Source organism: Rickettsia endosymbiont of Ceutorhynchus obstrictus (assembly GCF_964026565.1).
Classification (GTDB): domain Bacteria; phylum Pseudomonadota; class Alphaproteobacteria; order Rickettsiales; family Rickettsiaceae; genus Rickettsia.
In genome coordinates, this window is the sequence record NZ_OZ032162.1 from 1,766,349 (window position 1) to 1,791,265 (window position 24,917).

The following is a 24,917-nucleotide window of genomic DNA, read 5'->3' on the forward strand; positions in this document are numbered from 1 at the left end:
AGTGCGAAGCAACTTGTATTTTAAATGTAGTAACTATTCATCCACTCCTCGTCCAATTCTCCTATCAATTTTTCTATACTTTCTTCTGCATATATAGGAGTAAAAATTTTTTTTACAATTGCCCAAGGGTATTTCTCATAACTAGCTTCATGCATTACTTGAGAAATTCTTTTTATGGAATCATCGTCAAGCACAAACTTCTTTGTTAAAATTGTAGGGTTTATTTCTGGAGCTATATCTATAAAGGTTCTAATTGCTTCTATGCATACATCTTGTTTTAAAGCATAATAAATAGGAGTGTTACCATACTTATCTGTTGTTACTATCGATTCAAGATTAAATTTTTCTTTAAAATATAATAATTTTCTTGGAAGATGGAATAATATTTTTGTATCTAAGTTTACATCATAACTATTAATAAATTTACTTAAACCAATGCTAATTACATCCTCATCATTTAAAAAATTATATGTTTTTTTATATTCAGTAATAAATTCTTCTAATTTATCGCTTTCTACCGCTTTCAATAATTTATTATAATCTTCATCTGACATTTCCATATTTAATTTAGGAGGGAGTATTCCATTATTTTTAAAGGAGGGTATTTCATTATTTGTTGTATTTATTGGCATATGTTTAATCCTTAAGTGTTTATGTTAATTAATAAAATTAGCTATCTTACTATTTGATATTTAACGAAAAACTTAAACTTAGATTTTAAAGAAGATGTATTGAAAATGTTATATTTTGCCTTTGATGTTTATTTACGAAACAATTTCAAAGCAGGCGTATTTATGCTTATAAAAGTTGAGTAGTTTCGTAAAGAATAGTGCAAAATATAAATTAATTAGGAACTTTCGAGGAGATTAAACAAGTTAGTAAATAATTATTTATACAGCTATCTTCTTTTTATTATTTATTAAAAAGTGAAACGTGATTAATTAATTTTTGAGTTACTAAACTTAATTTATAAGCTAATCGTTAATTATTAAATAGTAAAGGCACCATACTTGATTTTACCCGAAAAATCAATAACTGTTTCAGATATGTCACATAAGATATTTTAGAGGAATTGCTTTGTAAGCTTGTTGGGGAAAGGAAATAAAAGAGGTTTTCGTAGTGAATATAAAGATGATTTATATATTAGAATCAGAAATGCGTAGTCAATAGTTATAGAACTAAGCTTTGCCGGCTATTTTTTCCAATAGACCTTTCTGTTCCTTATCTTGTACGAGAAGCTTGGGGGGAAGCTGATCTACTACGAACACGATCAGTGAATGATTCTTGCTTACCGGCAGACTTTGCGGTGTTATCTACCTGTTTCTCGATAGGTTGTTCTAATTTAGCAGCTAAAGCTGGCGCTGATCTGGAGCTAGGTATTGAATTTATAATTATTTGATATTCTTCACGAGTAGGTATTAGCTTTCCATATTCAGGTAAATGTTCTTTTATATGATCTGTAAATTCTTGATTAACTTTTGCTAATATCTGTTGTTCAGGGATAGTTATCTTTTCTGGTTCGTTAAAATTTATTATTTTCATTCCAAGAACTAAATCTTCTAAATTATCTCTTAATTTATCATCTTTCATTATAGTTTCATCTTCTTTAAATTTATTAACTACTACTTCTACGAATGAAACTATATTATCTTTTGTAACAGAAGCTGCTTCTCGTTTTCTTTCTTCATCCCTATAATTTGTAAATTTAGTGAGTAACTCTGGATTTATTTCTGAAGCACTATCAATAATTTGTGACCATGTCCCTTGAATACATGCACTATTATCCTCACCATAAGTTGTAGCTGCTACATAAAGCTGCTTAGCAAGCTTAAACCTTTGTTGCTCTTTCCAAGTTTCATCTATATTAAGACCACTGACATCATTAAATAATTTACTTAATTTATCCTCACTAATATTATTTAGTAATTTATGTAGCTCGGGTCTATCCTTTATCTGTTCTAAGGAAAGATTAGAATCATTAAAGACTTTTTTTACTTCAGGGAATTTTTCTTTAACTAATTCGGGATTTTTTTCTAAAAGAGTGACGCATAATTCCTGTTTATCTTTTCTAGAAATATTTGCGGTATCTATTAATTGGTCTATTAAACCAATAGATTCAGGTATAGTAATTTTTTTCTCCGCTCCCTCCGTCCAATCATATTGCAGAAGAGCAGTTGAATAGCCGCTTCGGTATTCGCCGTTACTTTTGCTTAAATACTTGCTTTCTAATACATTTAATGACTTCTCTTTTACTTGCTGAACAAAGCTTTGATCATCCGGTATTTTATTACTTCCTAAAGTCTTCTCCATTACACTCTTTTTTTCTGCTTCAGTTAACTCAAGAAGCTTAATAGTTAAAGGATTTTGATCCTTAAATAATTCAGGAAGTATTTTATCTTTGTATTCTTCCGCTTTTTCTTGCAGCTTACCTGTTGATAGCTGAGCCGATTGTACTAACTCATTAGTAATAAAATTTGTCTTTTTCACAGCGTCACTATGGTGTACGGATTGTTGCCCCTGAGCCATCTCCCGTAATGTTGGATCCTGCTCCTTAGACTCAGGCTTTGGAACCATGCCGTGATTAAACAAAAATTGTTGCATTTCAGGAGAATGAGTATAAAAATCAGCTAAATCATATTCATCTTTAACTGAATTGATTGCAAAATGGTACTTTGCTGAATTTTCTATTATATACTTGATTACGTTACCTTGCTCATCAGCCGGTGCTATATTAAACACCATATCTTTTACAGCTTCTTCTAATTTAAAACCTGCTTTATCCTTATTATCTCTGATTTTACATAAGCCGTCGTAAAGTTTTTGCTCATTTATTGGAAATCTGATATTTTTAAATGGGTTTTTTTCTACGAACATCTCTATTGTAGTGCCGGTTATATTACAGCGAAACAAATCAAGATCAGTAAGATTTTTTAAATACTCAGAGCCTACTAAAAACTTTATACCTTCATCGGTTATATTATCACAATAGGCCAAATCAAGATTAGTAAGATTTGTGAAATTCTTAGAAACCGCTAAAGCCTCTAAACCTTTATCAGTTATATTATAACAGCTAGTTAACTTAAGATTAGTAAGATTTTTGAAATTCTCAGAAGCGGCTATTGCCTTTATACTTTCATCTGTTATACCATTACAAAGGGATGAATCAAGATTAGTAATATTTCTAAAATTCTCAGAAGCAGCTATTGCCTTTATACTTTCATCTGTTATCTTATTACAACCAGTTAGCTTAAGATTGGTAATATTTTCGAGATTCTTAGAAGCGGCTATTGCTTTTATACTTTCATCGGTTATACCTCTGCAAAAGGATAAATCAAGATTAGTAATCTCAGAATGTTTATTTAAATATTCTAATAGATTTGGGATATCGGTATCATTTAATTTACCTTTAAAATCTAGCACTTCACCGTTTTTATAATCATCAAAATTCATATAATTACCTAATTTTGTTTTCAGTATTTATTTAACTAAATGTTAACTATAATTAATTTAGCGATCCAATTTTATTGCTTATTATTTGTTTTAGAAGCTTAAAAATATTTTTTTTGTAATAAAAATGCAATTGCAGCGAAGTAATTTACGCTCAATTTAACTTGTATATACTACCGGAATCGTCATTGCGAGGGGGGAGTAGTCTAGAGCGGCAATCTAGAGAATAATACTTTTATTGTCATGCTGAACAAGTTTGCCGCATCTATTAGACTTCTTTTGAAACTCTCTACTTCTAGGGGTAATTTGTACGTCGAGCCGGTACTCGAATCCTCACATACACTAGAGTACGCTGCGGTTCAAGGTGAAGTGTCTCCTTCAAATTCCTCCCTATAAGCGAGTTTGGAAAGAAGTCTATTGAAAAATATCCTGAAATAAATTCAGGATGACTATTTTTCCTAGATTGCCACAGCTACTCCGTGGCTTCGCAATGACGGGGTTTTTATTAATTTTTGAGCCATGCAACAAGGCTAGTCCGATACGTGCATGAATTTGCTGAAAAACGCTGGTGGGCTCGGCAGGACTTGAACCTGCGACCACACCGTTATGAGCGGCGTGCTCTAACCAACTGAGCTACGAGCCCTTCTATTTTAAAATAACCTACTTAACGCGAACTATGGATAAGAATTATCCATAGTTGGGGTTACTTACTGTCAAAGTTTATATAATTATTATATTCCCAAGTCCAGAAAAATTTTTAAATCTTGGCAAACATTTTTAAGTAATTGTAAAGGTTAGATAATTCGTTGATGATAAGGGTTACCTCAAAACTAAATCTTTGAAATACTTGCTATATTTATTACTTAGTATCGGTATTTTCATCTCCATGATTTTTTGCTGAAGAAAGCTCTAATTGTGCTATTATTTTGTTTAATTCTACTTGGCTGCATATCCCAAGCAACACGGGATCACGCGCGTGGATACTTTTCATATTCCAGTGACTGCGATCTCTAATAGCCGCTATAGTAGATTTAGTAGTACCGATTAATTTAATTATTTGATTATCCAGGATCGTCGGATAATTTCGCAATAACCAATAAATTGCATCCGGCTTATCTTGACGCCTAGCAATGGGGATATATTTGGCGCGTTGTTTTTTCTTACTATCCATCAACTCATAAGCCGAGCTAATCAGAATTTGTAAACTACTCTGCGGATCTTTACTGCAACGCTCAATCTCTTCTAAAGTCAACTGACCGTTGGCGACAGGGTCTAGTCCTTTAATAGATTGCGCCACTTCCCCGTCCGCCATACCTTTTATTTCAAATTCATGAATACCGCAAAAATCAGCAATTTGTTTAAAAGTTAAAGAAGTATTTTCAATTAACCATATAGCTGTGGCTTTCGGAAGAAGAGGGAGTATTTTTTGCGCATTCATGATAGTTAATGTTAATTTAAAAAATGTTTGTGAGTATACTGTTCATAATTGATATCATTCCCGCGTAGGCGAGGCGTCGTTGCATGGTTAATAATTTACCGTATTATAGTTATTATAAGAAGTGTCATACCGTGGTCAAGCCCACTACTGTACGAACGTTGAAAAAAGGCTGTGTCATGCCGTGACTTGATCACGGCATCCAGGAAAATAAAGCCATATTAGACTTATTTTAGAATCTTTTTATGATATTATAAGCTGGATTCCGTGGTCGTAGCCACGGAATGACAGAATTTTTACCTCTTTATTTAAACGTTCGTACAGTAGTGGGTCAAGCCACGGTATGACACTTCTTCAGATTAACAATAGTTATATACTTTTAACAAAACATTAGCTTCAAGTCAATCATCATTTAAAAACTTAACGATGTCTTCAATAACTTTCTTAGCATCTCCGAATAACATTAAAGTATTATCATGATAGAATAATTCATTTTCTATGCCGGCATAGCCTGGGGCCATTGAACGTTTTATAAATAAAATTATTCGAGCTTTTTCTACGTCAAGTACCGGCATCCCATAAATCGGACTAGCCGGATCATTCTTAGCGGCAGGATTTGTTACGTCATTTGCGCCGATCACTAGCACCACGTCGGTATTGGCAAAATCTCGGTTAATTTCTTCAAGCTCTAATACCTTTTCATAATCGATATTAGCCTCGGCAAGTAGCACATTCATATGGCCGGGCATTCTACCCGCAACCGGATGTACGGCAAATCTTACGTTAATATCCGCACGCTCTAATATATCAACCATTTCTTTTATAATATGCTGTGATTGAGCAACCGCCATCCCGTAACCCGGAACTATTATAATAGATGAGGCATTACGTAATAAACCGGCAGCATCTTCGGGACAGCTTACTTTTGCCACTTTATCGTTATCGATGTTACCGCCGGAACTTTTGGGCGGTGATAAAAAAGCGCCGAAAATAACTTTAATAAGCGAGCGATTCATCGCCTTACACATTATATAACTAAGTATCGCGCCGCTACTGCCTACCAATGCACCGGTAATAATTAATAAGCTATTACTCAGCGTAAAACCGATTCCCGCCGCCGCAAAACCGGAATAAGAATTTAACATTGAGACGATAACAGGCATATCGGCCCCACTGACCGGTATTATTAATAATACGCCCGCTAGTAATGATAAAATTATTATCAGGTTAAATAAAAATATATTTTCCGAACGAATAAATAATATTATTAAAATTAATAACATTCCGATTGCTAGCAAACATATATATTGTTGACCGTCAAATTTTATCGGCGCACTTCTCATTAATCCTTGTAATTTCAGGAAGGCTATTATCGAGCCGCTAAAAGTTAAAGCACCGATAGATACACCTAAAGAAATTTCTATCAACGAACTAATCGGTAAATTGCCGGCTATGCCGATCGCAAAATTTTCCGGAGATAATATTGCGGCATAAGCTACAAATACCGCAGCGAGACCGACAAAAGAATGAAAACCGGCAACTAATTGCGGCATTGCCGTCATTGAGATTTTTTTAGCGATACTACCGCCGACCATTCCGCCGGCTAGAATAATTATTATAATAGGAAGTTTATGAGCAAAATCGGGAAGAAAAAAAGTAATACCGACCGCTATTATCATACCGCCGATACCGACATAACTTCCAAGACGAGCTTGTTTCGGTGATGATAAAAACTTTAACGATAAAATAAAGCAAACGGCAGAAACTAAATATAATAACTGGATAATTTGTAATGACATATTTAGATATTCCTTGTACGCTGTCATACCGTGGCTTGACCCACTATTGTACGAACGTTTAAATAAAGAGGTAAAAATTCTGTCATTCCGTGGCTACGACCACTTCAGTCCAGCTTATAATATCATAAAAAGATTCTAAAATAAGTCTAATATGGCTTTATTTTCCTGGATGCCGTGATCAAGTCACGGCATGACACAGCCTTTTTTCAACGTTCGTACAGTAGTGGGCTTGACCACGGTATCCAGTTCTTACTTTCTGGACCCCGTGATCAAGTCGGCGTTGTTGCATGGATGGTTAAAATCGCTTAAAACTTGTCATACCGTGGCTTGACCACGGTATCCAGAAAAAATTAAAAAGCCTGACTGGATGCCGTGGTCAAGCCACGGCATGACAGCGCGGTACTTTTAAAGAATACCCAAAATATAGCAATTTTCGATCCATGCAACAAAGCCGGTCAAGCCACGGGGTGACAGCGAAACACTTTGCAAAAATTCGAGCCATACAACAACGCCGCATTTGTGCGGAACGCGGCAATCTAGAAAATAATAAGTTTCATAACATTTTTTGCTATTTTTTCCTGGATTGCCACGTCGGGACTACGTCCCTCCTCGCAATGACGATTCTAGTATCTACGCAACAATGCCTCCTCGCAATGACGAACTTTATGGACCTTTATCGCTTAAGTTGATACCCCCATCCGTCTTTAGCTAGAACGACATAAAGAACGTTCTTATCGATCCACACATTAAAAATTAAAGCCTATACCTGCTGAAATTACTAGGGGATTAAGCTTAACCTTAGAAGTTACGTTATTAGTGCCGACTAAATTTGATTTATAAGTAACTTTCGGACTTAAGAAAAATTGCCTTACATCTAAATTGATTAACGTATCATCCTTAGCATAGAAATCTATTCCTATTTGCGCGACTGCTCCGTGACCGTTTTTAATTTTAAAAACTTTTGATTGAGTAAGTAAATAAGAACCGTGATAACCGACTCCTACATAAGGTCTTACACCTCCGTAAGGTGCAATATGATATTGTCCGGTAACGGTTGCCGGAATCATATATAAATCTTTTCTTTTTCCAAGGTCGCTATTAACGCCGTAATTATTTGCTATATTACCTAAAGAAGAATATTTAGTACGTAAGACATTTACCCCTAGTGACAGCTCTGCGGCAAGATAGCTATTAAAGAATATAGTAGTCGAGGCATCTCCGCCATAACCGTTTTCAACAAATTTGCCGACTGAAACCGGCGTGCTACTCGTCGGAGGCGGTAAATTTTTCTGCGATGCACTAGACTGTATTCCCGCTAGCCGGACTTTGAACGTTAGGCTTCCTTCATTTTCATAATAATCCGTATCATAATTCGATGTAGAATCTACATCATCATAACTTGTAGATTTTGCAAAACTATTAATACTTATACACGCAACAAATACAAATATCCCCAATTTTTTAACTATTCTTATCATAAATTACAACCTTTTCTTGCTTAAAATAGATTGCTGTATTATACATAACCTTTTTGAAATTTTTATATAAACACACGGCAATTGTCATAAAAGATAAAATTCTTCTATCATAAAAGCAAGACATTTAAATAAAAATAATTATAAATTGAGAGTAGATTAATGAATAGTGCGCTAAAAACATATCTTACCGGTATTAGCTGGTTTTTATTAAGCTTGATAAGTAGCGCTGCCAACGATATAACTACTAAATATCTCGGTATCCGCTTACATAGTTTTGAAGTAGCTTTTTTCCGTTTTCTTTTCAGCGCACTAATTTTATTACCGTTTGTTGCGTATTACGGCAAGGATACCTTAAAAACTAGCCGCCCGTTCGTTCATATATTAAGAGGAGTGTTATTATTTTTCGGTATGACGTCTTGGACTTACGGTCTTAGCATTGCTCCGGTAACTACCGCAACCGTTATTAGCTTCTCAATACCTTTATTCACCTTAGTACTTGCTATATTTTTTCTTAACGAAAATATTATTTGGCAGCGATGGGTAGTAACTTTAATCGGTCTTCTCGGCGTTGTAATAACTTTAAAACCGCATACTAGCGACTTTAATCCTGAAATATTATTTTTTGTTCTGGCGGCTATATCATTTGCCATGCTGGATATTATCAATAAAAAATTCGTAGTAAAAGAATCGATGATTAGTATGTTATTTTATTCGGCGATAGTTACCGCCATAGTGTCCGTACCGCCTGCAGTACAATATTGGCAAACTCCGACAATGTTTGAGTTACTATTATTATTTATTTTGGGATGCGGCGGCAGTTTAATTTTATTCTTTTTACTTAAAGCATTTAGCTTAGTAGATGCTACCGCTACTGCTCCTTATAGATATTTAGAATTAATAATTTCAGCTCTAGCGGCTTATTTAGTATTTAACGAATTGCCTGAAAAAAGTACTTTGCAAGGTGCTTTAATAATAATTCCCGCAACACTCTTTATAATATATTCAGAAAAGAAAGTTATGAGTAAGAAAAATAAAGATATGGCGTAACTTAGAACTATGTCATTCTCGCCTGCGCGGGGCTTTGTTGCATGGCTCGATAAAAGCAGCAGTATGTCATTCTAGCTAAAAGCGGGAATCCAGAAAATAATAATTCCCATAGCATTCCTGGCTATTTTTTTCCTAGATTGCCACGTCGGGACTTTGTCCCTCCTCGCAATGACGATTCCGGTAGCCATGCAACAATGCCTGCACTTCCTCGCAATGACGGCTTACGTTTTTGCTCCTTAAGGTGACATCCATGCGCGAGGGAATGACATAGTTGTATTTTTTAACTAAGAACCACATCAAAATGTAAAAAATGTAATAATAATGAATAAAAGTAAGTTAATTTTTTCTACCGGTATTGCCAATACCTTTGAGTGGTATGATTATTTTTTATTTGGACATTTTGCACCTATTATAGGAGTCAAATTTTTTCCGAATAATGATCCGAATGTTTCATTACTGCAAGCTTTCTTCGTATTTGCGGTAGGTTATTTAATGAGACCGGTCGGAGGGATATTTTTCGGCATTATCGGCGATAAATTCGGCAGAAAAATAGCCTTAACTAGTGCTATATTTTGTATGTCCGTCCCGACCGTATTAATCGGCATATTACCGACTTACCACATGTATGGACCTCCCCAATAATGCAAGAAAAAAATAATATTTAATAGTCAACAAGCAAATGCAGTCATGTATTCGGCTTATAATTGATAAATTACTTTAAATTTATCACTTTAAATTTATCAATTAGCCCTGATGGAATTCGCTACCTACTAACTTTTACTTATCACTTTTCCGGCTTCATTAGAGCCTGTGCGGTAATCAGTTTTTTTGTAGGTTAAGGTTTGTCTTATTTACCATCAATATTATTATCTCACGCATATTTCAGGTTGGAATATATTAGTCTCTATTTTAGAGTAATACTTATTAATATTTTATTTACTAAATTTTGTTAACTTATCAGTTACAAACTTTAGTTTCATTATAATCATTGCCGGTGCGTAATACTGCAAATACTACTCGTGCTAATTTATTCGCTATTGCAACAGTAGTTTTATTATGCCCACATCGTTCTAATAAATTAAACATCCATTTAGTAAATTTACTAAAATCTTTTTTATTTTTTTGTGCTTCAGTTGTAAACCTTAGCTTAGCATTTAATACCGCTCTTGCTCCTTGAATTAATAAAGTACGTAAATAAGTATCACCTCTCTTGCTTATACTAAGTAACCTTTCTTTACCTCCACTCGAATATTGTTTTGGTACTAAACCAAGCCAAGTTGATAATTGTCTACCATTACTAAAATTTTTTGCATTACCTATCGAAGCTATTAATGCTGTAGCAGTAATTAAACCTATACCGGGTATAGCTGTTAATCGTTTATATTCTTCTAACTCACCTGCTAGTATTTTTAATCTTTTTTCTAACTCTATTATTTTTTTATCATTATCTACAAATTCTTCTTTCAACTCGCTAAACGTTTGATAACTAAGACGGCTTAAAGTTTCACTATCTAAAATCTCTGTTAATTTACTGATAACTTTATTTATCCCTTGTGGAATAATTAAGCCAAATTCATACAATAATCCTCTAATCTCATTAGCTAGTGCAGTACGATTTCTTACTAGCCTTGCTCTTATTCTATGAATTGATAAAATATCCTGCTGCTCTACACTTTTGATTGGTACAAATCTCATATTTGGTCTCGCTACTGCTTCGCATATTGCTTCTGCATCAGCTTGGTCGTTCTTATTAGTTTTAACATATGGTTTTACAAATTGTGGTGCTATCAATTTAACCTCATGTCCTAATTTTGTTATTTCTCTTCCCCAATAATTAGCTCCGCCGCATGCCTCCATTCCTACTAAACATTTTGGTAAATTAGCTATAAAGCTTAATACTTGATCCCTAATCAATTTTTTCTTTAATATTGTCTTGCCGTTTTTATCTACTCCATGTATTTGAAAAATTCTTTTTGCAATATCTATGCCAATTGTGTTAACTTCCATTTGGACCTCCTTATTGTTGTCTAGGATTAATTTCCTATTCTAGAACTATAACTACTGTTATTGATTCTGTATATAGGGAGGTCCATTCCATTACTATAGGTATTACGGCAACTATATTAATGTTCCTGGTACGCATACTGCAGGGTCTTTCAATGGGCGGCGCGCTTACTGGTTCTATTTCCTTTGTTATTGAACATACGAATAAAAAACAACGAGGTTTTACCGGCAGTATTTCGATGTCTAGTATTTGTACGGGGTTATTACTCGGCTCTTTTGTTTCCTACCTCACTAAAAATGTTTTAACTACCGCTCAATTTGACAATTTCGGTTGGAGAATCCCGTTCTTGCTAGGCTTTTTTATCTTATTTGCCGGACTTTATATCCAAAAACATACTCCTGAAACTCCGGATTTTAAAAATCTCAAAAAACATCATAAAATTTTAAATTCTCCTCTAAAAAGAGTTATCGTTAAGCATTGGTTCGATATATTAATATCTATATTTATTAATGCGCCCGGGTCATTAATATTTTATCTGCATGCAATTTATTTGGTATCATTTTTAAAAATTAACCGCGGCTTTACGGAAAATGAAGTAAATAGCCTTGCTAGCATATGCTATATAATTATGATAGTTATAACTCTGCTTAGCGGCTATTTATCGGACTTAATAGGACGCAGACGAATTTTTGTCATAAATTTATTCATTATTATTGCAGCAACACCGTTTTTGATTAAAATATTTGAAACCGGCAGTTTTACCGAAGTAATTATTTCACAAATGATAATGGCGGTTTTAGCAGGTAGCTATATCGGACCGGAGCCGGCCTTACAAGCAGAATTTTATCCAATAAATATCCGTAATACTGCGCTTTCCTTGTCTTATAACACGGCAACTAGTATTTTTGGCGGAACTGCTCCGCTTGTTGTAGAGTATTTAGTACAAAAAACAGGGCATGTAACTTCGGCGGTTTACTATATAATGTTATTAAGTATATTGGGACTAGTTGCATTATCTTTTTATAAAGATCGTTCAGAAATGGAAGAATTATAAAAATAAATGATTTTCAATTAATTTTTCCTTGACCTATATAATAATATATGGCAAAAGAGTTTTAATTGATGTTATTCTCATGGGGTGTTGTTGGGGGATAAATTTAAAGCAGTTGGAATGTCATTCCCGTAACCTTTTATGTCATTCCCGCGCGGGCGCATGGCTCATAATTTACTGTATTATGGTTATTACAAGTATGGTGTCATCTAGTTGCTTGACCCACTACTGTACGAACGTTGAAAAAAGGCTGTGTCATGCCGTGACTTGATCACGGCATCCAGGAAAATAAAGCCATATTAGACTTATTTTAGAATCTTTTTATGATATTATAAGCTGGATTCCGTGGTCGTAGCCACGGAATGACAGAATTTTTACCTCTTTATTTAAACGTTCGTACAGTAGTGGGCTTGACCACGGTATCCAGAAAAAATTAAAAAGCCTAACTGGATGCCGTGGTCAAGCCACGGCATGACACCGCGGTACTTTTAAAAAATACTCAAAATATAGTAATTTTTGATCCATGCAACAAGACCGGCTCGCAATGACGCCTTTCTTAAATTTCAGCTGCCATAGCTCAGCGGTAGAGCACATCATTGGTAATGATGAGGTCGGGGGTTCAAATCCCCCTGGCAGCACCAGTTCCTATCGGGTTTTCAGGGCTTTTTTATTCTCTTTCAAATTTCATATGTTCCTTTTATTCGCCTTTCGGCTTAATTTTCGATCTAGGTAATACCTCGCCAAGCCTCTTCTTAACTGGGTTTCAGAAGGAGGGCGTATGCAAAAAATAGTTACACCTTTTCCTACTTCCACAACTGTAAATGATACTATTTTTTATAATTTAGTCGGTAATTTTATACCGCCTGAATGGCGTAATTTGACTTCTAGCGACGGTAAAGTTTTAAGTAAAACCGCTCGGCAAGTTTTATCATTGATAGTTTCGCTATTACAAAATGATCAGATTTTAGAGAGGGCAAATGATGAATTAAATGAATTGCAAAAAAGTTATTATTATTTTGAGCAACTACTCGGAGTTTGTCAGCGTCGTATTAGGCAGTGCTTGCTGGAATTGCGTGACGGCGTTTTATTCAACTTACTTTAAATACGGTGATAAAAAATTACGTAAAATGCCGTAACGTGCCATGTATAAAACTTGTAAAAAATTTTGAGCCTTACCGACAAAATTTTTCAGCTGAACCTGAAAAAAATTGCAGCTGTGCCTGTAAAAATTTTTACCCAGACAATATAATAGATAATAGTATATCTATAAATAAATCTAGATATCTCGGCGAATCTAATTTTATAAATAAAAATTTAGAAATAAATAATAAAAATGACCTTGCCGAGAATCCTCTACCTTCACCGGAGGCTAATCCTCATTCAGCCGATTCGGCTATTTCCTCTAATCCGATTTCTACGCTTATCGATAAGGCAAAACAATGGTGCGGCGGTAAGAAATTATCCGAATTCCATCCGTTAACCGAAGAAGATATAGGCATATTACAACTTAGATCAAACCGAGAATTTAATTTAAATTTCACTAATCAATTACTGCTGAAACTTGCTGAGCAATACCCAAATAATAAATTTTATAACAAAAAAGCAGTTTTAAATTACATGGCTAAAGCTTTAACTTATGAGCTGCGACAAGCTCCGGTTGTGAATAACGACGGCTTTAAGTTTAAAGTGGATGAGGTTACTAAAGCACGAGATGAATATTTAGCTGAAAAAGAATATAGCTTGGATACGAGTCAAAAGGCGTTATTAGAGCGAAAGATAGCGGCAGTTTTTGAACCGGATATCGCTGACCATTTATTACGCTCTTGTGAGTTTTCTAAAATTGCCTCGGAGGCTTATCAACTAAAATTAACAAAAAATATTACTTTGTCCGATTATGTTAAAACTCGATTGCTTCAAGAAATACAAGCGGTGTATGGGCGGGAAATACAGCGTTTGGAAATCTTACCTTTTACCGGCAATGCGCCTAAACAAACAGCAAAAACGCTTAGCAACGGCTATATCGGGCTTGCGGGGTTAAATCCTAATTCGATATGGTATAAAGTAAGGCAATATTTGATAGCACATTACGGCGAGGCTGTGGATAAATCTTGGTTTAGTAGATTAGAAGCGGTTGAAGAAAATAACGATTCAAAACAAATAAAACTTAAACCGGAAACCCCTTTTATAGGGGCGTGGATCATCGGTAAATACTCTACGGCATTAAGGCTAGCTTGTGAAAGTTATAATTTTACTTTTGAATTAGTAAAAGCCTAATTCTCTTTAGTTTTATTGTTAAGAGTTTTTGATACTTTTAAATATATTTTTAGGATTTTCTCGGCTAGGTTTTTGTCCATAAGATTTTTGAAATTCTTAGAAATCTTACCCGTAGAGGTAAAAAAGTTACCTCGGTTATTAATTATAATGTTCGCTAATAATTCATAATTTCCTAGCCAAGCGATTAACTCCATTCCATAACAGGGCGAAGCTAACATACCCTTTTTATTATATTTAATAGGTATTAAGTCGCATTCAAAAGCTATTATTTCGTTGAAAATTAAAGGTTCAAAACATATATGATAATCTAAGTTATTACTACAAAATATTAAATCAAGCCTATCCTCCGGCGAATTATTCTTATTAGTTATTTCCGGCTTGTCTTTGTAATACGTAGTAATTAATTCGTCGTTATATTCTAACGCTTCAGCCTTGCCATTAGTTGTAAAGTCTATTTTACGTTCTTTAGAAATAATCATAAATTAACCTCGTTTTTTATTGTTAATTATTAATTGTTAAGTTTATTAAAGTTTTAAATTTCACAATTTATTAATAGTTAAGTTGTTATTGTGATCTATTTACTTCATAACGATAAAAAAATATTTTTTTATAAATTTATTTATTACTATTGTTAGTGTAATTTTTTTACTTATATATAATTATTAGTTTTTTTGTCGTTATCCTATCGATGTCATGAAGTAATTTTGAAGTCAAGGCGGGAAATCATTATTTTTATTATTATTGTAATTATTTTTACTACTGTCTCTTTTTGGCGGTAAAAGGGTAAAAACCTGATAAGAATAAGGATTTGTAAGTTTGTTACAAACTTTATAAAGTAGGAAAGATAAGTATTTACGATTTTTTATTACTATTTTATTGTTATTATAATTATTTTTATTAGTGTCTCTTTCTTGCGGCAAAGTTAGGGAATTTAAATATTTGGGCTATATTTTATTATAAAAACTATAAAATAATAAATTTGCTATTTTTCGTTAGCAATTAAATATAGCTAGCAATTATTAATTACTAGCTATATTAATACTAATTATTATTTAACTTATAATTTTTTATTTTTAAAAGAAGAATTAGAAGATTTTTATTAAGAAATGTTTAATATTTAATTACTAAACATAATAAGGATATTATTTATATTAATAGTTAATGATAAGTAATTCATAAATTACTTATCTGTTTATAGATTAATTGTATTACTTAAGTAAAAAAATAATTAGGTTACTACCCCCGAAACAATAACAACGCTTATATAATATTTTGTGCTAATTAAATTATTATTATTAAATAAAGCTTAAATTAAACTTATATAGTGCTTATAAAAGAAAAGTTAAGCTTATAAATTAGCTTAACTTTAGGCTTTTTTTATCAACGATAGCTATTTAAATAAAATACTTTATCATTGTAAACTTCGGTACTTTTTTTAGTTACTTGTTGAGCGTATTTTTCTAATTGCGTTTCGTAACAGTGAAACCAACCATCATTTAAATCTCTACATAAAGCGATCAAGTTTTTACCCTCATAACTAAAAGGAAGAAAACCTTGCTTCATAATTAATTCTTCTTTAAAAGTTTGGGTTTCATGTGGTTCATAATATATATTCCAAGCAGTCAAATCCTCATAAATTTTTTGGTATATATTATTAAAATGTTTATTTTTTCTGTAATATTCTATTATTAATTTAAAATTAAATTCTACTTCGCCTTGAAAAAAAGCTCTAGTCAAATCATGTTTGTCAATATTATGAAGCTTATAAAAATTAGTACCGTCAATTTTAACGTTAAACATAAAAAACCTATTATTAATTGTTAAGTTTATAGTTAGTAATTATTAATATATAAAACGTTATTAGTTAATTAACGCTTTAGACCACCATTACCGTGGGAAATTTTGGAAGTACAGCGGATAAAATAATAATTTTTATAATTTTTTTAATATTTACCAAAATTATAAAAATTTTGTGACTTTTCAACGGCAATAAGAGGAACATTGAACAAAACAACGAAATAATAAAGAATAATACTAATTATTATTAACTTATAATTTTTTATTTTTTGAAAGAAAATCAGAAGAGTTTTATTAGGAAATATTTAATATTTAATTATTAAATATAATAAAGATATTATTTATATAAATAGTTAATAATAAGTAAGTAGTTATTTATATATTTATAGATTAATTGTATGAGCAGGAAGAAATTATAGTAATTATAATATTTATTTTCCCCGTTATTCGTTGCCCGGAACATATAAGGAGCATATGAAACTAAAAGCCTAATCAAATCCTTATAGTTATTAGGGTTCTAAGTGTTTAGCCCTCTGATGGAGCAGCAGAGGGCTAAGGATAATTTAACAAATTAAGGCAAATATTGTTGTTTTTTAGCCACTTTTTGCCGTTTTTTCTTATTTTTTTGCCGGATCTGAGACTTAAATCTACGGTAGGGGGTAGTTTGGCTTTAGGAAGGGGGTTGGGGGGAGTTTGAAAAAATTTTTGCGGAGGGAATTAATCGGTTAATAAAAAAAAATTTTCCGTTTTTTGATAAATTTATATTTTTGTAAATAGCTAATCTATTCAAATAATAATTTAACATTCAACCTTGCTATAAAACAGATAATTAACAGCTAAAATTGCTTGGATAAGGTTATGTTTATTTAAAGCAAAATTCCGATGGTTAATTTCAGTAAATAATTCGTTCTTATTCTTTTGTATTCCAAAGCCGTTAAGTGTCGTTTCTAAAAATTTTTGTCTAGCAGGAGAGTCCAATGCATATCCTGATTGCTCTAAATCTTCAAGAGTATAACTATCATCAGTCAGGATATAATAGTCTTTTTCCTGCTTTAGATAAATTTGGATATAATCATTATGTCGATCAAGGTAGGGAGTAGTGATCTCTATGCAATTTGTTAATTGCTGCCAATCTGTTTTATCTTTTAACCATGTATGATAATCATCTATAAGAGTTCTAATGTCCCTAGCCATACAAATACCCCTCTTTAGAAGTGTGGTAACTCAATTTAGTAAGTATATTATTTATCCAAGTTTACTGTAACCCCTTTTACTTGCAGCTAGTTCTTCTTTTGCTTTTAAAAGCTGCTCAGTAATATCTTCAGCAGGTACTCCACTATCATAACTCATCCACCATTCATCATCTTCTATATACTCTTCATCATTTTCTGCTGCAGTATTTTTTAATTCATCTATATTTTTTGTTTCGTCTTTAGAAGGTTTCTGCATTTCTCATTCATTATTACAATTTACAGATGAATTATAACACAAACGCAGTTTAATAAATAGAATAATTTAAGGCAATAACTATAAGTTAGCATATAATTAGCTCTTCCATTTGTAATCCATGGTAAAAACCTCTATAATACAGGGATTGGAGGTATTTTTGTGATTAAAAATTATAGCTCAAAAAATTACAAATTATTTGATAAACATTTAAATAAAATAGCAGCTAGCACGATTGATAAATTCGGCTCTAAGGATAATATTATAATTTTTCTGCAAGAGCTATGCGAAATAGGCAATATCGGTCTTGCTGCTAAGAAGGTAATAGTCGGGTCTCCTATACATTTACACAAACTAATTCATGATGACAAATATTTAACTAAATGCGTCAGTCTTGCGCTTAGATACGCATCCGAAAGAGCTGAAGCCGTACTCTATGATCGGGCTATTAACGGCTATGAAGAGGTAACCTATAACCAAGACGGCGAATGTATAGTCCGCAAAAAGAAATATTGTTCTAAGAGTTTACTAGAATATCTTAAGGCTAATTCGCCTAAATATCAAAGCAGCGGTAAGAACGGCAACGCAGTTGAGAATAAGAAACACGATAACGATAAGACAAAACAATTAAGCGAAATCGGTAATTTTGAAGTAGAATCTTACGGAGCGGATAGTGACAACGATACAAAAACAAACACGGACTAATAAAGAAGAAAATAAGCAAAACTTAAAGAATAATAAAAGCTTAAAATTTCCGGTTGATTGGTCGCCCTATCCGTTTCAATTGCCTTTATGGCGTTATTTATATAAGGGAGGTAAGAAGGCAATAGCCGTGTGGCATAGAAGAGCCGGTAAGGATATTATGGGCATTAACTGGATAACAGCTAGCGCATTGCGGGAAGTCGGCATATACTGGTATGTTTACCCGACCTATAACCAGGCTAAAATGTCGGTCTGGGACGGCATGACCTTAGCGGGACGCTCTTATATGTCATTTATTCCGGAGGCAGCTATTGCTAAATCACAGCAATATAAACAGCGAATAGTATTTAAAAACGGTTCGGTAATTCAGTTTGTCGGTAGTGATCGCTATAGTAGTATTAGGGGAAGCGGTATTAAAGGAGCAGTGATTTCCGAATATTCTTATCACGACCCAAGGGCGATGAGTTCGGTAATAGAGCCGATGGTAATACGCAATAATTCGTGGCTGCTTTATTTATATACGCCTGCCGATGATCCAAAATTAATACACGGCGAAGAGTTATATTTAAAATATAAAGATGATGAAAACGCTTTTTGTGAGATTAAAACCATTGAAGATACTACGGATCATGATAGCAAGCCTTTAGTGGCGGTTGCAAGCCTTAAATCAGTAGACATGACAACTGAAGAAATCCGCCGAGAATTTTATTGCGACTTTGAAGCCTATCGTTACAAACGCGCCGATCAAGGCGGTACGTTTGTCGAGCAGTTAAGACTTGCCGAAGCGGAAGGACGCATAACTCAGCTGCCTTACGATCCGGCTTACAAGGTGAATACTTATTGGGATATCGGCATAGTTGATTACACTAGTATTTGGTTTGTACAGGAAAAGAAAAAGGGTCTAGATATTATAGATTTCTATATTAACCGAGGCAAAGGCTTAGAGTTTTATTTAAATCATTTAAGGCTTCGCCCCTATAATTATGGAAGAAATGTGCTGCCTCATGATATGGCTAGGCGTCAAATGCCGACCTTGGATACACGATTACAACAAGCAAACGAGATAGCGGAAAAGCTAGGCTTTGTACCTTTTGAGCTAGGACGAAAATACTTACGGGAAGAAATGATAAACAAAGCCCGTAATTTACTTACGGCGAGTTATTTACGAATAGACGAGAGAAAATGCCGAGAAGGGTTAAACGGCTTATATGAGTTTGATGCGAGTAAGCGTGGTACTCATTCAAGCTCGACTAGATGTACCGATATAGTAGAGAGTTTTTGTTATCTGGCAATGGATGCTAAAACCGGCACGCAGCAGGAAAGCATAAGTCGCAATTATTTACGTTATAATAAAGTTATTAGTGATTATAACGCTTTAGAAAGATAAAAAATAATAAATAAAAGAGATTTAAAAAATGGGAGGAATATTTAAAAAGCCGTTTAAGGCAATTACCGGAGCGATAAGTAAATACGTACCGGGCGGCAAGTACTTAACCGGTAGAGAAACCGAGAGGCAAAAATTCCATTATAACAATGCCTTAAATGAATATAACAGCTATGCCTCGGAAGCACAAACTGCTATTGATAATTTAAGCAACCAATTATACGAATCGGCACAGAGATTGCAAAGTATCGAACAACAAAAATATCAGCATGGACAAAGTAGCGGGCATTTACACCGGCAGGCGGAGCAATATCAACGAGGCTTACAAAATCTAGAGCAGCAAAAGGCAAGTTTAGGATCGGAAGCAAACGAATTGCAGGCAGCCTTTGAAGCTTTTAAAAGTAAAGCCCCATCGCTTGCCGGTAAAATAAGCGAAATGCAGAAGCTGCCGGGTAATTTCCAATCAATGTTCGAGTCGGTTTTACAGCAAAAGGATAGGCTTAGAGGTTTAACCGAAGAAGAAGCCGGCGGCGAGATAAATAAATATCACGCTAGCGTGGATAATTTAAAGAAGCAGCGAGAGCAAGCAGAGAATAACATACGTCAGCAGATGGATGCTATAACCAAAGAACATACGGGGCTTGAGAGTGAAAAAGCTAATTTAGAAAATAGATTGTCCTCCTATAGCTCGCAACAAAATAGGCTATTACAAGATACCGGCAATTTTAATAATGCTCGCAGTACACTAGAGAATGTTATCCGAAATTATCAGAATGAACAACAAAGATTAGAAAATGAATATAACAGCCATAAATCACAGACTGAAAACCTAAATAGTCAGCTAGATAATTACAGCAATAGCGCCCAAGCACATTTAGATAATTTGGGAAATGCGGTAGGTTTTCGGGCAAATAAACTTAAAAAAGCTAGCAGACTAACGGGTTTGACGCAAGGAGCAGCACTTGCAGCTTTAACATTCGGTGCAGGTATGTATCTTGCTCCTGCCGCTGCCGCGGGTAGTGCGACCGGAGCAGCAGCAACCGGTGCCGGAGCTACGGCAGGTGCAGCCGCTACATCCGGGTCTTTCGGTGCTTCTATGCTTGGGTCACTCGGAACGGGCTTACAATATGCCGCGCCTTTGCTCGGTATCGGTCATTATATGAATATGATGAATAAAGGCAAAAGTCTTGGAGGGCTTGAGAGAGTAACGTTTGAGAGAGGAGCAAGAGGATACGGTAATACGCCTTTCTCACGGCAGCAGGATTTATTCGGTAACAAAACCGCAATTCCGGAGCTTGGCGGCTTAAAACAATCGCTATCGCATTTTAATATGCCGACAATACCGAAGCTGCAAGATTTACCGCAGCTTGGGGAGTCGTTAGGTAAAATTACCTAACTCGGAGATCTTGAAACTCTAAGTTTAGGTTTACCGCAAATGACTTCGGCAGACGGCAAAAAATACAGCTCGGAAGTATTATATGATATGAATTTTTTGAAGAAACTTAAAAAAGTATCGAGAAGTTTAGGAACACCTTATTTAAGAGCAAATACAAATTATCCCTATTCCCAAAGAGTAAATAGTTATGCGTGATGAATTAAGTAATAAAATAGAATATTTTGAGACGCTAAAGACCAAACGAGAGAAATGGAACGCCGTGTGGGACGAATTAAAAAAATATGTCTGTCCGCAAACCACCGGCAATAAGGAAATATTTGATTCAACCTCTATTTGGTCAAGGGAGCAATTAGCTTCAGGCTTGCAAAGTTTAATGGTTAATCGAGCTATTAAATGGTTTAATATTAATTTGTTAGAGCAAGAAGGTAGCGAGGATGAACAACCATTAAACGAGCTACCGGAAGTTAAATTATGGTTGGAGACGATAGAAAACACTATCTTAAATATTTTTAATAATCCGGGATCGAATTTTTATAATCAAATACACGAGTTTTTTTTAAATCTTGCTGCATTTGGCACTAGTATATTTTATGTCGAAGAAGAGCCGGATTTGCGGTCAGGGCTGTTTTTTCGCAATATTAGTCTAAAAGAATGTTATTTTGAAGAAGATAAATACGGCTTTGTTAATTCGATGTATCGACTTTTTACGGTGAACGTCAAGACGGCGGCAAACAAATGGTCTGACTTTGCGCCGTTTAAAGAGAAGCTACTAAAAGACCCCGATGAACAAATAGAGATATTACATATCGTAGCTCCTGCCAATGAAAAGAGCAAAACTAATCGTAAAACCAATCAGCACGGCTATAGCTCGGAATATATTTATTTAGCTGAGCAAAAAATTATCTCCGAGTCCGGTTATTCCTACTTTCCGTTTTTCGTCACCAGGTGGATTAAGGAGGAAGGTGAAGTATACGGCTATGCGCCTGCTCATCACGTTTTACCGGATATTAAGCTGTTAAATTCCTTTAGAAAAACCGGCATACAAGTTGTACAAAAACAGGAGCAACCTTCTTGGTTAATACCGAAGGACGGCTATCACTTGCCGCTTCGTGATACGCCGGGAGCGAGTAATTTTTTTCGCAACGGCACGCTTGACAAGATAAGCCCGCTAAATAGAGTGGAAAATCCTATGTGTACGGAGCTGCAACAAGATAAATGCCGAGATGCGATATTTAAGGCTTCTTATATTGATATATTTCGCATGCAGAAAGAAAATAAAGAAATGACGGCTACGGAGGTGCAAATAAGGAATGAGGAGCAAATGCGGATGATGTCGCCGATGGTCGGCAGAATTGAAACGGAGTTTTTAAATCCGCTAATTAGAGCTATTTACGGGATATTAGCCAAATATAACAAATTACCGATATTAGAAGGAATAAATGCTCTACCCGACATTGAAGTTAGTTATGTCTCACCTTTAACTAGGGCGCAAAAATCATCGGCGGTTAATAGTATTGAGCAAGTAATAGGATTCTTCCAACGTAGCGGTATTAGTAATTTCTGCCCGGAGATTTACGACAATATCAACTGGGATTTATGTTTTAAACTACTTGCCGAACATAGAGGGATACCGCAATCGATCCTTAGACCCGACAAAGAAGTAATGCAAATCAGACAGCAGAGAAAAGCAGCGCAAATGCAACAACAAATGCAGCAAATGGGAGCGGGAAATGAAAATTTTAATTGAAGCAGGTAAAGCAAACGAACTAGATGAAACCGATATTAATCTTACTATAAAAAAGGCAAATGATTTAATTAAAATTTATAGTAGAATTTTTACCTCAAATGATGGTAAAATGATCTTAGAAGATCTAGCGAATATGAGCGGCATGTATCGCAGTAACTTTATAGCCGATAATGATAGGCACACCGCTTATTTAGAAGGACAGAGGGCTTTGTTTTTATATATCTGTTCGCAGTTGGAAAATAACATTAATAATATGGAAGAAAATTTATGAGTAATATAGTCAGTTTTGATTACGCTATTAAAAATTTATTAAGAAATAAAGGCGATTATGACATAGTCGAGGGGTTTATTTCGATTATTCTTAAAGATGCAGGATATAGTGCAGTAAAAATAACAGCAGTACTTGAAAGTGAAAGTAATAAGGAAAAAGAAACATTAAAGTCTAGTGTAGCAGACGTCGTAGTTGAAGACGAGCAAGGGCATAAATATATAGTGGAAATAGATCGCTCACATACTGATCTTTTCCTAAAAAAAGCTTGTTTTAACAGCAGCCGTTTAATCGTCGATAGTATTTCTAAAAGCGAGGACTACTCTACTATCAAAAAAGTATTCCATATTAATTTATTATATTTTCCGTTTGCCAATATGAAAGTACCGTTATATCACGGAAAAACTGTTTTTAGAGAGGTTGACCACAAACATCCTATGCACTTGCACTTAGCCGACATGGGCGGCAGAATATTTGACAATTATAATTTGTTTCCGGAGTATTTTGTAATATCTGTACCTTTATTTGATGATGTTGTAAAAGATGAAATGGATGAATGGCTATATATGGCAAAACATTCAGAAGTAAGAGAAGATTTTAAATCACCTTACATGAAGAAAATAGCCGAGAAGCTTAGCATACTTAAGATGACTCCTAAAGAATTAAAAGCTTATCGAGACTATATGAACAAAACCTTAAAGGAGCGTGATTATATTGTTTCTGCTGAAGAAAAAGGGAAAACTGATTTAATAAAAATTATGTTACAAAAAGGTAATTCGGTTGAAAAAATATCTGAACTTACAGATATACCAATAGAAGAAATAGAGAAGCTAAAAGAGGAAAGAGATGAGTGAAAACCAAGATACTATACAAAACGATTTTGAGGCGGAGGGTGTTACCTCATGGCTTTCCACTTTGCCGGAAGATCTGCAAAAAGCAGAATCGTTGAGTAAGTTTAAAGATGTTTCTTCTTTGGCAAGCAGCTATTTGGAAGCCGAGAAGGGCTTAAATAGTCGTGTTGCTATTCCAAAGAATGATGCAGCTGATGAAGAATGGAATAAGTTTTATGCTCGTTTAGGTTTGCCTGAAGATAAAAAATATACTGATAAAAGAACTACGGAAGATGAAGAGTATCTGAGTAAATACGAAGAGATGTTTTACCAAAGCGGCTTAAGTAAAAGACAAGGAGAGAAGCTACTTAATAGTCTATATAATTATTCTGTAGATATTCAGAAAAAACAGCAGGAAGAGCTAGAAGGATTACGCAATTCAAATGTTGAGTGGTTAAAGAAACATTACCAGGGCGGGTTTGATAGTAAAATGCAGGTGATGCAGGCGGCTTTGTCTAAATTCGGCACGAAAGAATTGGCGGGATTAATAGAAGAATCAAGCTACTCTCCTGCCCTGGTAGATCTGTTAGTTAAAGTCGGCGAAACGTTAAAATCCGATTCACTTATAACAGGAGCAGAGAAGCCTATAATTACAGGAGCGGAATCGGCATTAAAAGAGATTAAAAGACTTGAATCCGATGAGGGTTTTATGGTAAAATTTAAAGATAAAAATCATACCGGTCACACTGAAGCAGTGAATCAGATGGAGCAATTATACGATATTGCTTACAATAAGAAGTGATAAATCACG

Annotated in this window: 28 protein-coding genes, 2 tRNA genes and 2 pseudogenes; 18 read left to right on the top strand and 14 right to left on the bottom strand. The window is 34.3% G+C overall.

Features of this window, described 5'->3' with window-relative positions; translation table 11 throughout:
• Window positions 1–20 precede the first annotated feature (20 nt).
• From AAGD64_RS10145 to AAGD64_RS10170, 6 genes and pseudogenes are all read right to left on the bottom strand, one after another.
• On the bottom strand, window positions 21–632 hold the full coding sequence (locus AAGD64_RS10145; protein WP_341793340.1) for a hypothetical protein: 612 nt from the start codon (window positions 630–632) through the stop codon (window positions 21–23).
• 589 nt (window positions 633–1,221) lie between these two features.
• Window positions 1,222–3,450 carry a hypothetical protein gene (locus tag AAGD64_RS10150; protein ID WP_341793341.1) on the bottom strand — a complete coding sequence of 743 codons (2,229 nt, stop codon included), beginning with the start codon at window positions 3,448–3,450 and terminating at the stop codon, window positions 1,222–1,224.
• Window positions 3,451–3,653: 203 nt separating this feature from the next.
• Window positions 3,654–3,887: pseudogene (locus tag AAGD64_RS10155) on the bottom strand (palindromic element RPE1 domain-containing protein).
• Window positions 3,888–4,013: 126 nt separating this feature from the next.
• Window positions 4,014–4,090, bottom strand: a tRNA-Ile gene (locus AAGD64_RS10160).
• A gap of 216 nt (window positions 4,091–4,306) precedes the next feature.
• A complete protein-coding gene (locus AAGD64_RS10165) occupies window positions 4,307–4,885 on the bottom strand; it encodes a cell cycle transcriptional regulator TrcR (protein WP_253308306.1) in 579 nt (192 codons plus the stop codon).
• Window positions 4,886–5,283: 398 nt separating this feature from the next.
• On the bottom strand, window positions 5,284–6,681 hold the full coding sequence (locus AAGD64_RS10170; protein WP_341793342.1) for an NAD(P)(+) transhydrogenase (Re/Si-specific) subunit beta: 1,398 nt from the start codon (window positions 6,679–6,681) through the stop codon (window positions 5,284–5,286).
• Window positions 6,682–6,694: 13 nt separating this feature from the next.
• On the opposite strand from AAGD64_RS10170, the gene AAGD64_RS10175 reads away from it, so the two are divergent.
• From AAGD64_RS10175 to AAGD64_RS10185, 3 genes are all read left to right on the top strand, one after another.
• Window positions 6,695–6,820, top strand: a complete 126-nt coding sequence (locus tag AAGD64_RS10175; protein WP_341793343.1) for a hypothetical protein — start codon at window positions 6,695–6,697, stop codon at window positions 6,818–6,820.
• Window positions 6,821–6,855: 35 nt separating this feature from the next.
• Window positions 6,856–6,990 (top strand): hypothetical protein, encoded by a 135-nt coding sequence (locus AAGD64_RS10180; RefSeq protein ID WP_341793344.1) that lies wholly within the window; start codon window positions 6,856–6,858, stop codon window positions 6,988–6,990.
• 131 nt (window positions 6,991–7,121) lie between these two features.
• Complete coding sequence (locus AAGD64_RS10185) at window positions 7,122–7,370, top strand: hypothetical protein (RefSeq protein WP_341793345.1); 249 nt, start codon at window positions 7,122–7,124, stop codon at window positions 7,368–7,370.
• Between the two features lie 57 nt (window positions 7,371–7,427).
• Here the strand turns inward: AAGD64_RS10185 and AAGD64_RS10190 are convergent, their stop codons facing one another.
• On the bottom strand, window positions 7,428–8,159 hold the full coding sequence (locus tag AAGD64_RS10190) for an OmpW family outer membrane protein (RefSeq protein WP_341793346.1): 732 nt from the start codon (window positions 8,157–8,159) through the stop codon (window positions 7,428–7,430).
• Window positions 8,160–8,318: 159 nt separating this feature from the next.
• On the opposite strand from AAGD64_RS10190, the gene AAGD64_RS10195 reads away from it, so the two are divergent.
• Window positions 8,319–9,206, top strand: a complete 888-nt coding sequence (locus AAGD64_RS10195) for a DMT family transporter (RefSeq protein WP_253308303.1) — start codon at window positions 8,319–8,321, stop codon at window positions 9,204–9,206.
• 132 nt (window positions 9,207–9,338) lie between these two features.
• Here the strand turns inward: AAGD64_RS10195 and AAGD64_RS10200 are convergent, their stop codons facing one another.
• Window positions 9,339–9,503, bottom strand: coding sequence for a hypothetical protein (locus AAGD64_RS10200; RefSeq protein WP_341793347.1), 165 nt, complete (start codon window positions 9,501–9,503; stop codon window positions 9,339–9,341).
• Between the two features lie 24 nt (window positions 9,504–9,527).
• On the opposite strand from AAGD64_RS10200, the pseudogene AAGD64_RS10205 reads away from it, so the two are divergent.
• A pseudogene (locus AAGD64_RS10205) lies at window positions 9,528–9,836 on the top strand (MFS transporter); the annotation flags it as partial.
• Window positions 9,837–10,163: 327 nt separating this feature from the next.
• Here the strand turns inward: AAGD64_RS10205 and AAGD64_RS10210 are convergent.
• Window positions 10,164–11,213: an IS110 family transposase gene (locus AAGD64_RS10210; RefSeq protein ID WP_341792650.1), complete on the bottom strand. Its 1,050-nt coding sequence runs from the start codon at window positions 11,211–11,213 to the stop codon at window positions 10,164–10,166.
• Window positions 11,214–11,260: 47 nt separating this feature from the next.
• Here AAGD64_RS10210 and AAGD64_RS10215 point away from each other — a divergent pair, with 47 nt between their 5' ends.
• From AAGD64_RS10215 to AAGD64_RS10235, 5 genes are all read left to right on the top strand, one after another.
• A complete protein-coding gene (locus AAGD64_RS10215; protein ID WP_341794205.1) occupies window positions 11,261–12,265 on the top strand; it encodes an MFS transporter in 1,005 nt (334 codons plus the stop codon).
• Between the two features lie 28 nt (window positions 12,266–12,293).
• On the top strand, window positions 12,294–12,533 hold the full coding sequence (locus AAGD64_RS10220) for a hypothetical protein (protein WP_341793348.1): 240 nt from the start codon (window positions 12,294–12,296) through the stop codon (window positions 12,531–12,533).
• Window positions 12,534–12,828: 295 nt separating this feature from the next.
• Window positions 12,829–12,903 (top strand) — tRNA-Thr (locus tag AAGD64_RS10225).
• 137 nt (window positions 12,904–13,040) lie between these two features.
• Window positions 13,041–13,364: a hypothetical protein gene (locus tag AAGD64_RS10230; protein ID WP_341793349.1), complete on the top strand. Its 324-nt coding sequence runs from the start codon at window positions 13,041–13,043 to the stop codon at window positions 13,362–13,364.
• Between the two features lie 35 nt (window positions 13,365–13,399).
• Window positions 13,400–14,536, top strand: coding sequence for a DnaA N-terminal domain-containing protein (locus AAGD64_RS10235; protein ID WP_341793350.1), 1,137 nt, complete (start codon window positions 13,400–13,402; stop codon window positions 14,534–14,536).
• On the opposite strand, the gene AAGD64_RS10240 is transcribed toward AAGD64_RS10235, so the two are convergent.
• The 5 genes from AAGD64_RS10240 to AAGD64_RS10260 all read right to left on the bottom strand — a co-directional run bounded on the left by AAGD64_RS10240 (window position 14,533) and on the right by AAGD64_RS10260 (window position 17,782).
• Window positions 14,533–15,015, bottom strand: coding sequence for a hypothetical protein (locus AAGD64_RS10240; RefSeq protein WP_341793351.1), 483 nt, complete (start codon window positions 15,013–15,015; stop codon window positions 14,533–14,535). The two genes, AAGD64_RS10235 and AAGD64_RS10240, sit on opposite strands and share 4 nt — an antisense overlap.
• A gap of 231 nt (window positions 15,016–15,246) precedes the next feature.
• Window positions 15,247–15,456, bottom strand: coding sequence for a hypothetical protein (locus AAGD64_RS10245; RefSeq protein ID WP_341792618.1), 210 nt, complete (start codon window positions 15,454–15,456; stop codon window positions 15,247–15,249).
• A gap of 460 nt (window positions 15,457–15,916) precedes the next feature.
• A complete protein-coding gene (locus tag AAGD64_RS10250) occupies window positions 15,917–16,336 on the bottom strand; it encodes a hypothetical protein (RefSeq protein ID WP_341792617.1) in 420 nt (139 codons plus the stop codon).
• A 795-nt stretch (window positions 16,337–17,131) separates the two neighbouring features.
• Window positions 17,132–17,527 carry a DUF1828 domain-containing protein gene (locus tag AAGD64_RS10255; protein ID WP_341793352.1) on the bottom strand — a complete coding sequence of 132 codons (396 nt, stop codon included), beginning with the start codon at window positions 17,525–17,527 and terminating at the stop codon, window positions 17,132–17,134.
• A gap of 51 nt (window positions 17,528–17,578) precedes the next feature.
• Window positions 17,579–17,782 (bottom strand): hypothetical protein, encoded by a 204-nt coding sequence (locus tag AAGD64_RS10260; protein ID WP_253307670.1) that lies wholly within the window; start codon window positions 17,780–17,782, stop codon window positions 17,579–17,581.
• A gap of 159 nt (window positions 17,783–17,941) precedes the next feature.
• Here AAGD64_RS10260 and AAGD64_RS10265 point away from each other — a divergent pair, with 159 nt between their 5' ends.
• From AAGD64_RS10265 to AAGD64_RS10300, 8 genes are read left to right on the top strand one after another with little or no spacing between them, the layout of a single operon-like run.
• Window positions 17,942–18,484, top strand: a complete 543-nt coding sequence (locus tag AAGD64_RS10265; RefSeq protein ID WP_341793353.1) for a hypothetical protein — start codon at window positions 17,942–17,944, stop codon at window positions 18,482–18,484.
• The gene (locus AAGD64_RS10270) at window positions 18,453–19,868 is read left to right on the top strand and encodes a hypothetical protein (RefSeq protein ID WP_341793354.1); all 1,416 of its coding nucleotides are present in this window, start codon (window positions 18,453–18,455) and stop codon (window positions 19,866–19,868) included. The genes AAGD64_RS10265 and AAGD64_RS10270 overlap by 32 nt, the downstream gene beginning before the upstream one ends.
• 28 nt (window positions 19,869–19,896) lie before the next feature.
• Complete coding sequence (locus AAGD64_RS10275) at window positions 19,897–21,261, top strand: hypothetical protein (protein ID WP_341793355.1); 1,365 nt, start codon at window positions 19,897–19,899, stop codon at window positions 21,259–21,261.
• Between the two features lie 39 nt (window positions 21,262–21,300).
• Entirely contained in the window at window positions 21,301–21,456 is a 156-nt protein-coding gene (locus AAGD64_RS10280) for a hypothetical protein (protein ID WP_341793356.1), read from the top strand.
• On the top strand, window positions 21,449–23,008 hold the full coding sequence (locus tag AAGD64_RS10285; RefSeq protein ID WP_341793357.1) for a portal protein: 1,560 nt from the start codon (window positions 21,449–21,451) through the stop codon (window positions 23,006–23,008). Before AAGD64_RS10280 ends, AAGD64_RS10285 begins: the two co-directional genes overlap by 8 nt.
• Window positions 22,992–23,279 (top strand): hypothetical protein, encoded by a 288-nt coding sequence (locus AAGD64_RS10290; protein WP_341793358.1) that lies wholly within the window; start codon window positions 22,992–22,994, stop codon window positions 23,277–23,279. Before AAGD64_RS10285 ends, AAGD64_RS10290 begins: the two co-directional genes overlap by 17 nt.
• Entirely contained in the window at window positions 23,276–24,130 is an 855-nt protein-coding gene (locus tag AAGD64_RS10295) for a PD-(D/E)XK nuclease family transposase (RefSeq protein ID WP_341793359.1), read from the top strand. The genes AAGD64_RS10290 and AAGD64_RS10295 overlap by 4 nt, the downstream gene beginning before the upstream one ends.
• The gene (locus tag AAGD64_RS10300) at window positions 24,123–24,908 is read left to right on the top strand and encodes a hypothetical protein (RefSeq protein WP_341793360.1); all 786 of its coding nucleotides are present in this window, start codon (window positions 24,123–24,125) and stop codon (window positions 24,906–24,908) included. The genes AAGD64_RS10295 and AAGD64_RS10300 overlap by 8 nt, the downstream gene beginning before the upstream one ends.
• Window positions 24,909–24,917 lie beyond the last annotated feature (9 nt).

Coding starts and splice junctions, on each gene's coding strand:
- AAGD64_RS10145 (WP_341793340.1), bottom strand. CDS start 632: ATGCCAATAAATACAACAAATAATGAAATACCCTCCTTTAAAAATAAT.
- AAGD64_RS10150 (WP_341793341.1), bottom strand. CDS start 3,450: ATGAATTTTGATGATTATAAAAACGGTGAAGTGCTAGATTTTAAAGGT.
- AAGD64_RS10165 (WP_253308306.1), bottom strand. CDS start 4,885: ATGAATGCGCAAAAAATACTCCCTCTTCTTCCGAAAGCCACAGCTATA.
- AAGD64_RS10170 (WP_341793342.1), bottom strand. CDS start 6,681: ATGTCATTACAAATTATCCAGTTATTATATTTAGTTTCTGCCGTTTGC.
- AAGD64_RS10185 (WP_341793345.1), top strand. CDS start 7,122: ATGCAACAAAGCCGGTCAAGCCACGGGGTGACAGCGAAACACTTTGCA.
- AAGD64_RS10190 (WP_341793346.1), bottom strand. CDS start 8,159: ATGATAAGAATAGTTAAAAAATTGGGGATATTTGTATTTGTTGCGTGT.
- AAGD64_RS10195 (WP_253308303.1), top strand. CDS start 8,319: ATGAATAGTGCGCTAAAAACATATCTTACCGGTATTAGCTGGTTTTTA.
- AAGD64_RS10200 (WP_341793347.1), bottom strand. CDS start 9,503: ATGTGGTTCTTAGTTAAAAAATACAACTATGTCATTCCCTCGCGCATG.
- AAGD64_RS10210 (WP_341792650.1), bottom strand. CDS start 11,213: ATGGAAGTTAACACAATTGGCATAGATATTGCAAAAAGAATTTTTCAA.
- AAGD64_RS10230 (WP_341793349.1), top strand. CDS start 13,041: ATGCAAAAAATAGTTACACCTTTTCCTACTTCCACAACTGTAAATGAT.
- AAGD64_RS10240 (WP_341793351.1), bottom strand. CDS start 15,015: ATGATTATTTCTAAAGAACGTAAAATAGACTTTACAACTAATGGCAAG.
- AAGD64_RS10250 (WP_341792617.1), bottom strand. CDS start 16,336: ATGTTTAACGTTAAAATTGACGGTACTAATTTTTATAAGCTTCATAAT.
- AAGD64_RS10255 (WP_341793352.1), bottom strand. CDS start 17,527: ATGGCTAGGGACATTAGAACTCTTATAGATGATTATCATACATGGTTA.
- AAGD64_RS10260 (WP_253307670.1), bottom strand. CDS start 17,782: ATGCAGAAACCTTCTAAAGACGAAACAAAAAATATAGATGAATTAAAA.
- AAGD64_RS10275 (WP_341793355.1), top strand. CDS start 19,897: ATGGGAGGAATATTTAAAAAGCCGTTTAAGGCAATTACCGGAGCGATA.
- AAGD64_RS10280 (WP_341793356.1), top strand. CDS start 21,301: ATGACTTCGGCAGACGGCAAAAAATACAGCTCGGAAGTATTATATGAT.
- AAGD64_RS10285 (WP_341793357.1), top strand. CDS start 21,449: ATGCGTGATGAATTAAGTAATAAAATAGAATATTTTGAGACGCTAAAG.
- AAGD64_RS10290 (WP_341793358.1), top strand. CDS start 22,992: ATGAAAATTTTAATTGAAGCAGGTAAAGCAAACGAACTAGATGAAACC.
- AAGD64_RS10295 (WP_341793359.1), top strand. CDS start 23,276: ATGAGTAATATAGTCAGTTTTGATTACGCTATTAAAAATTTATTAAGA.
- AAGD64_RS10300 (WP_341793360.1), top strand. CDS start 24,123: ATGAGTGAAAACCAAGATACTATACAAAACGATTTTGAGGCGGAGGGT.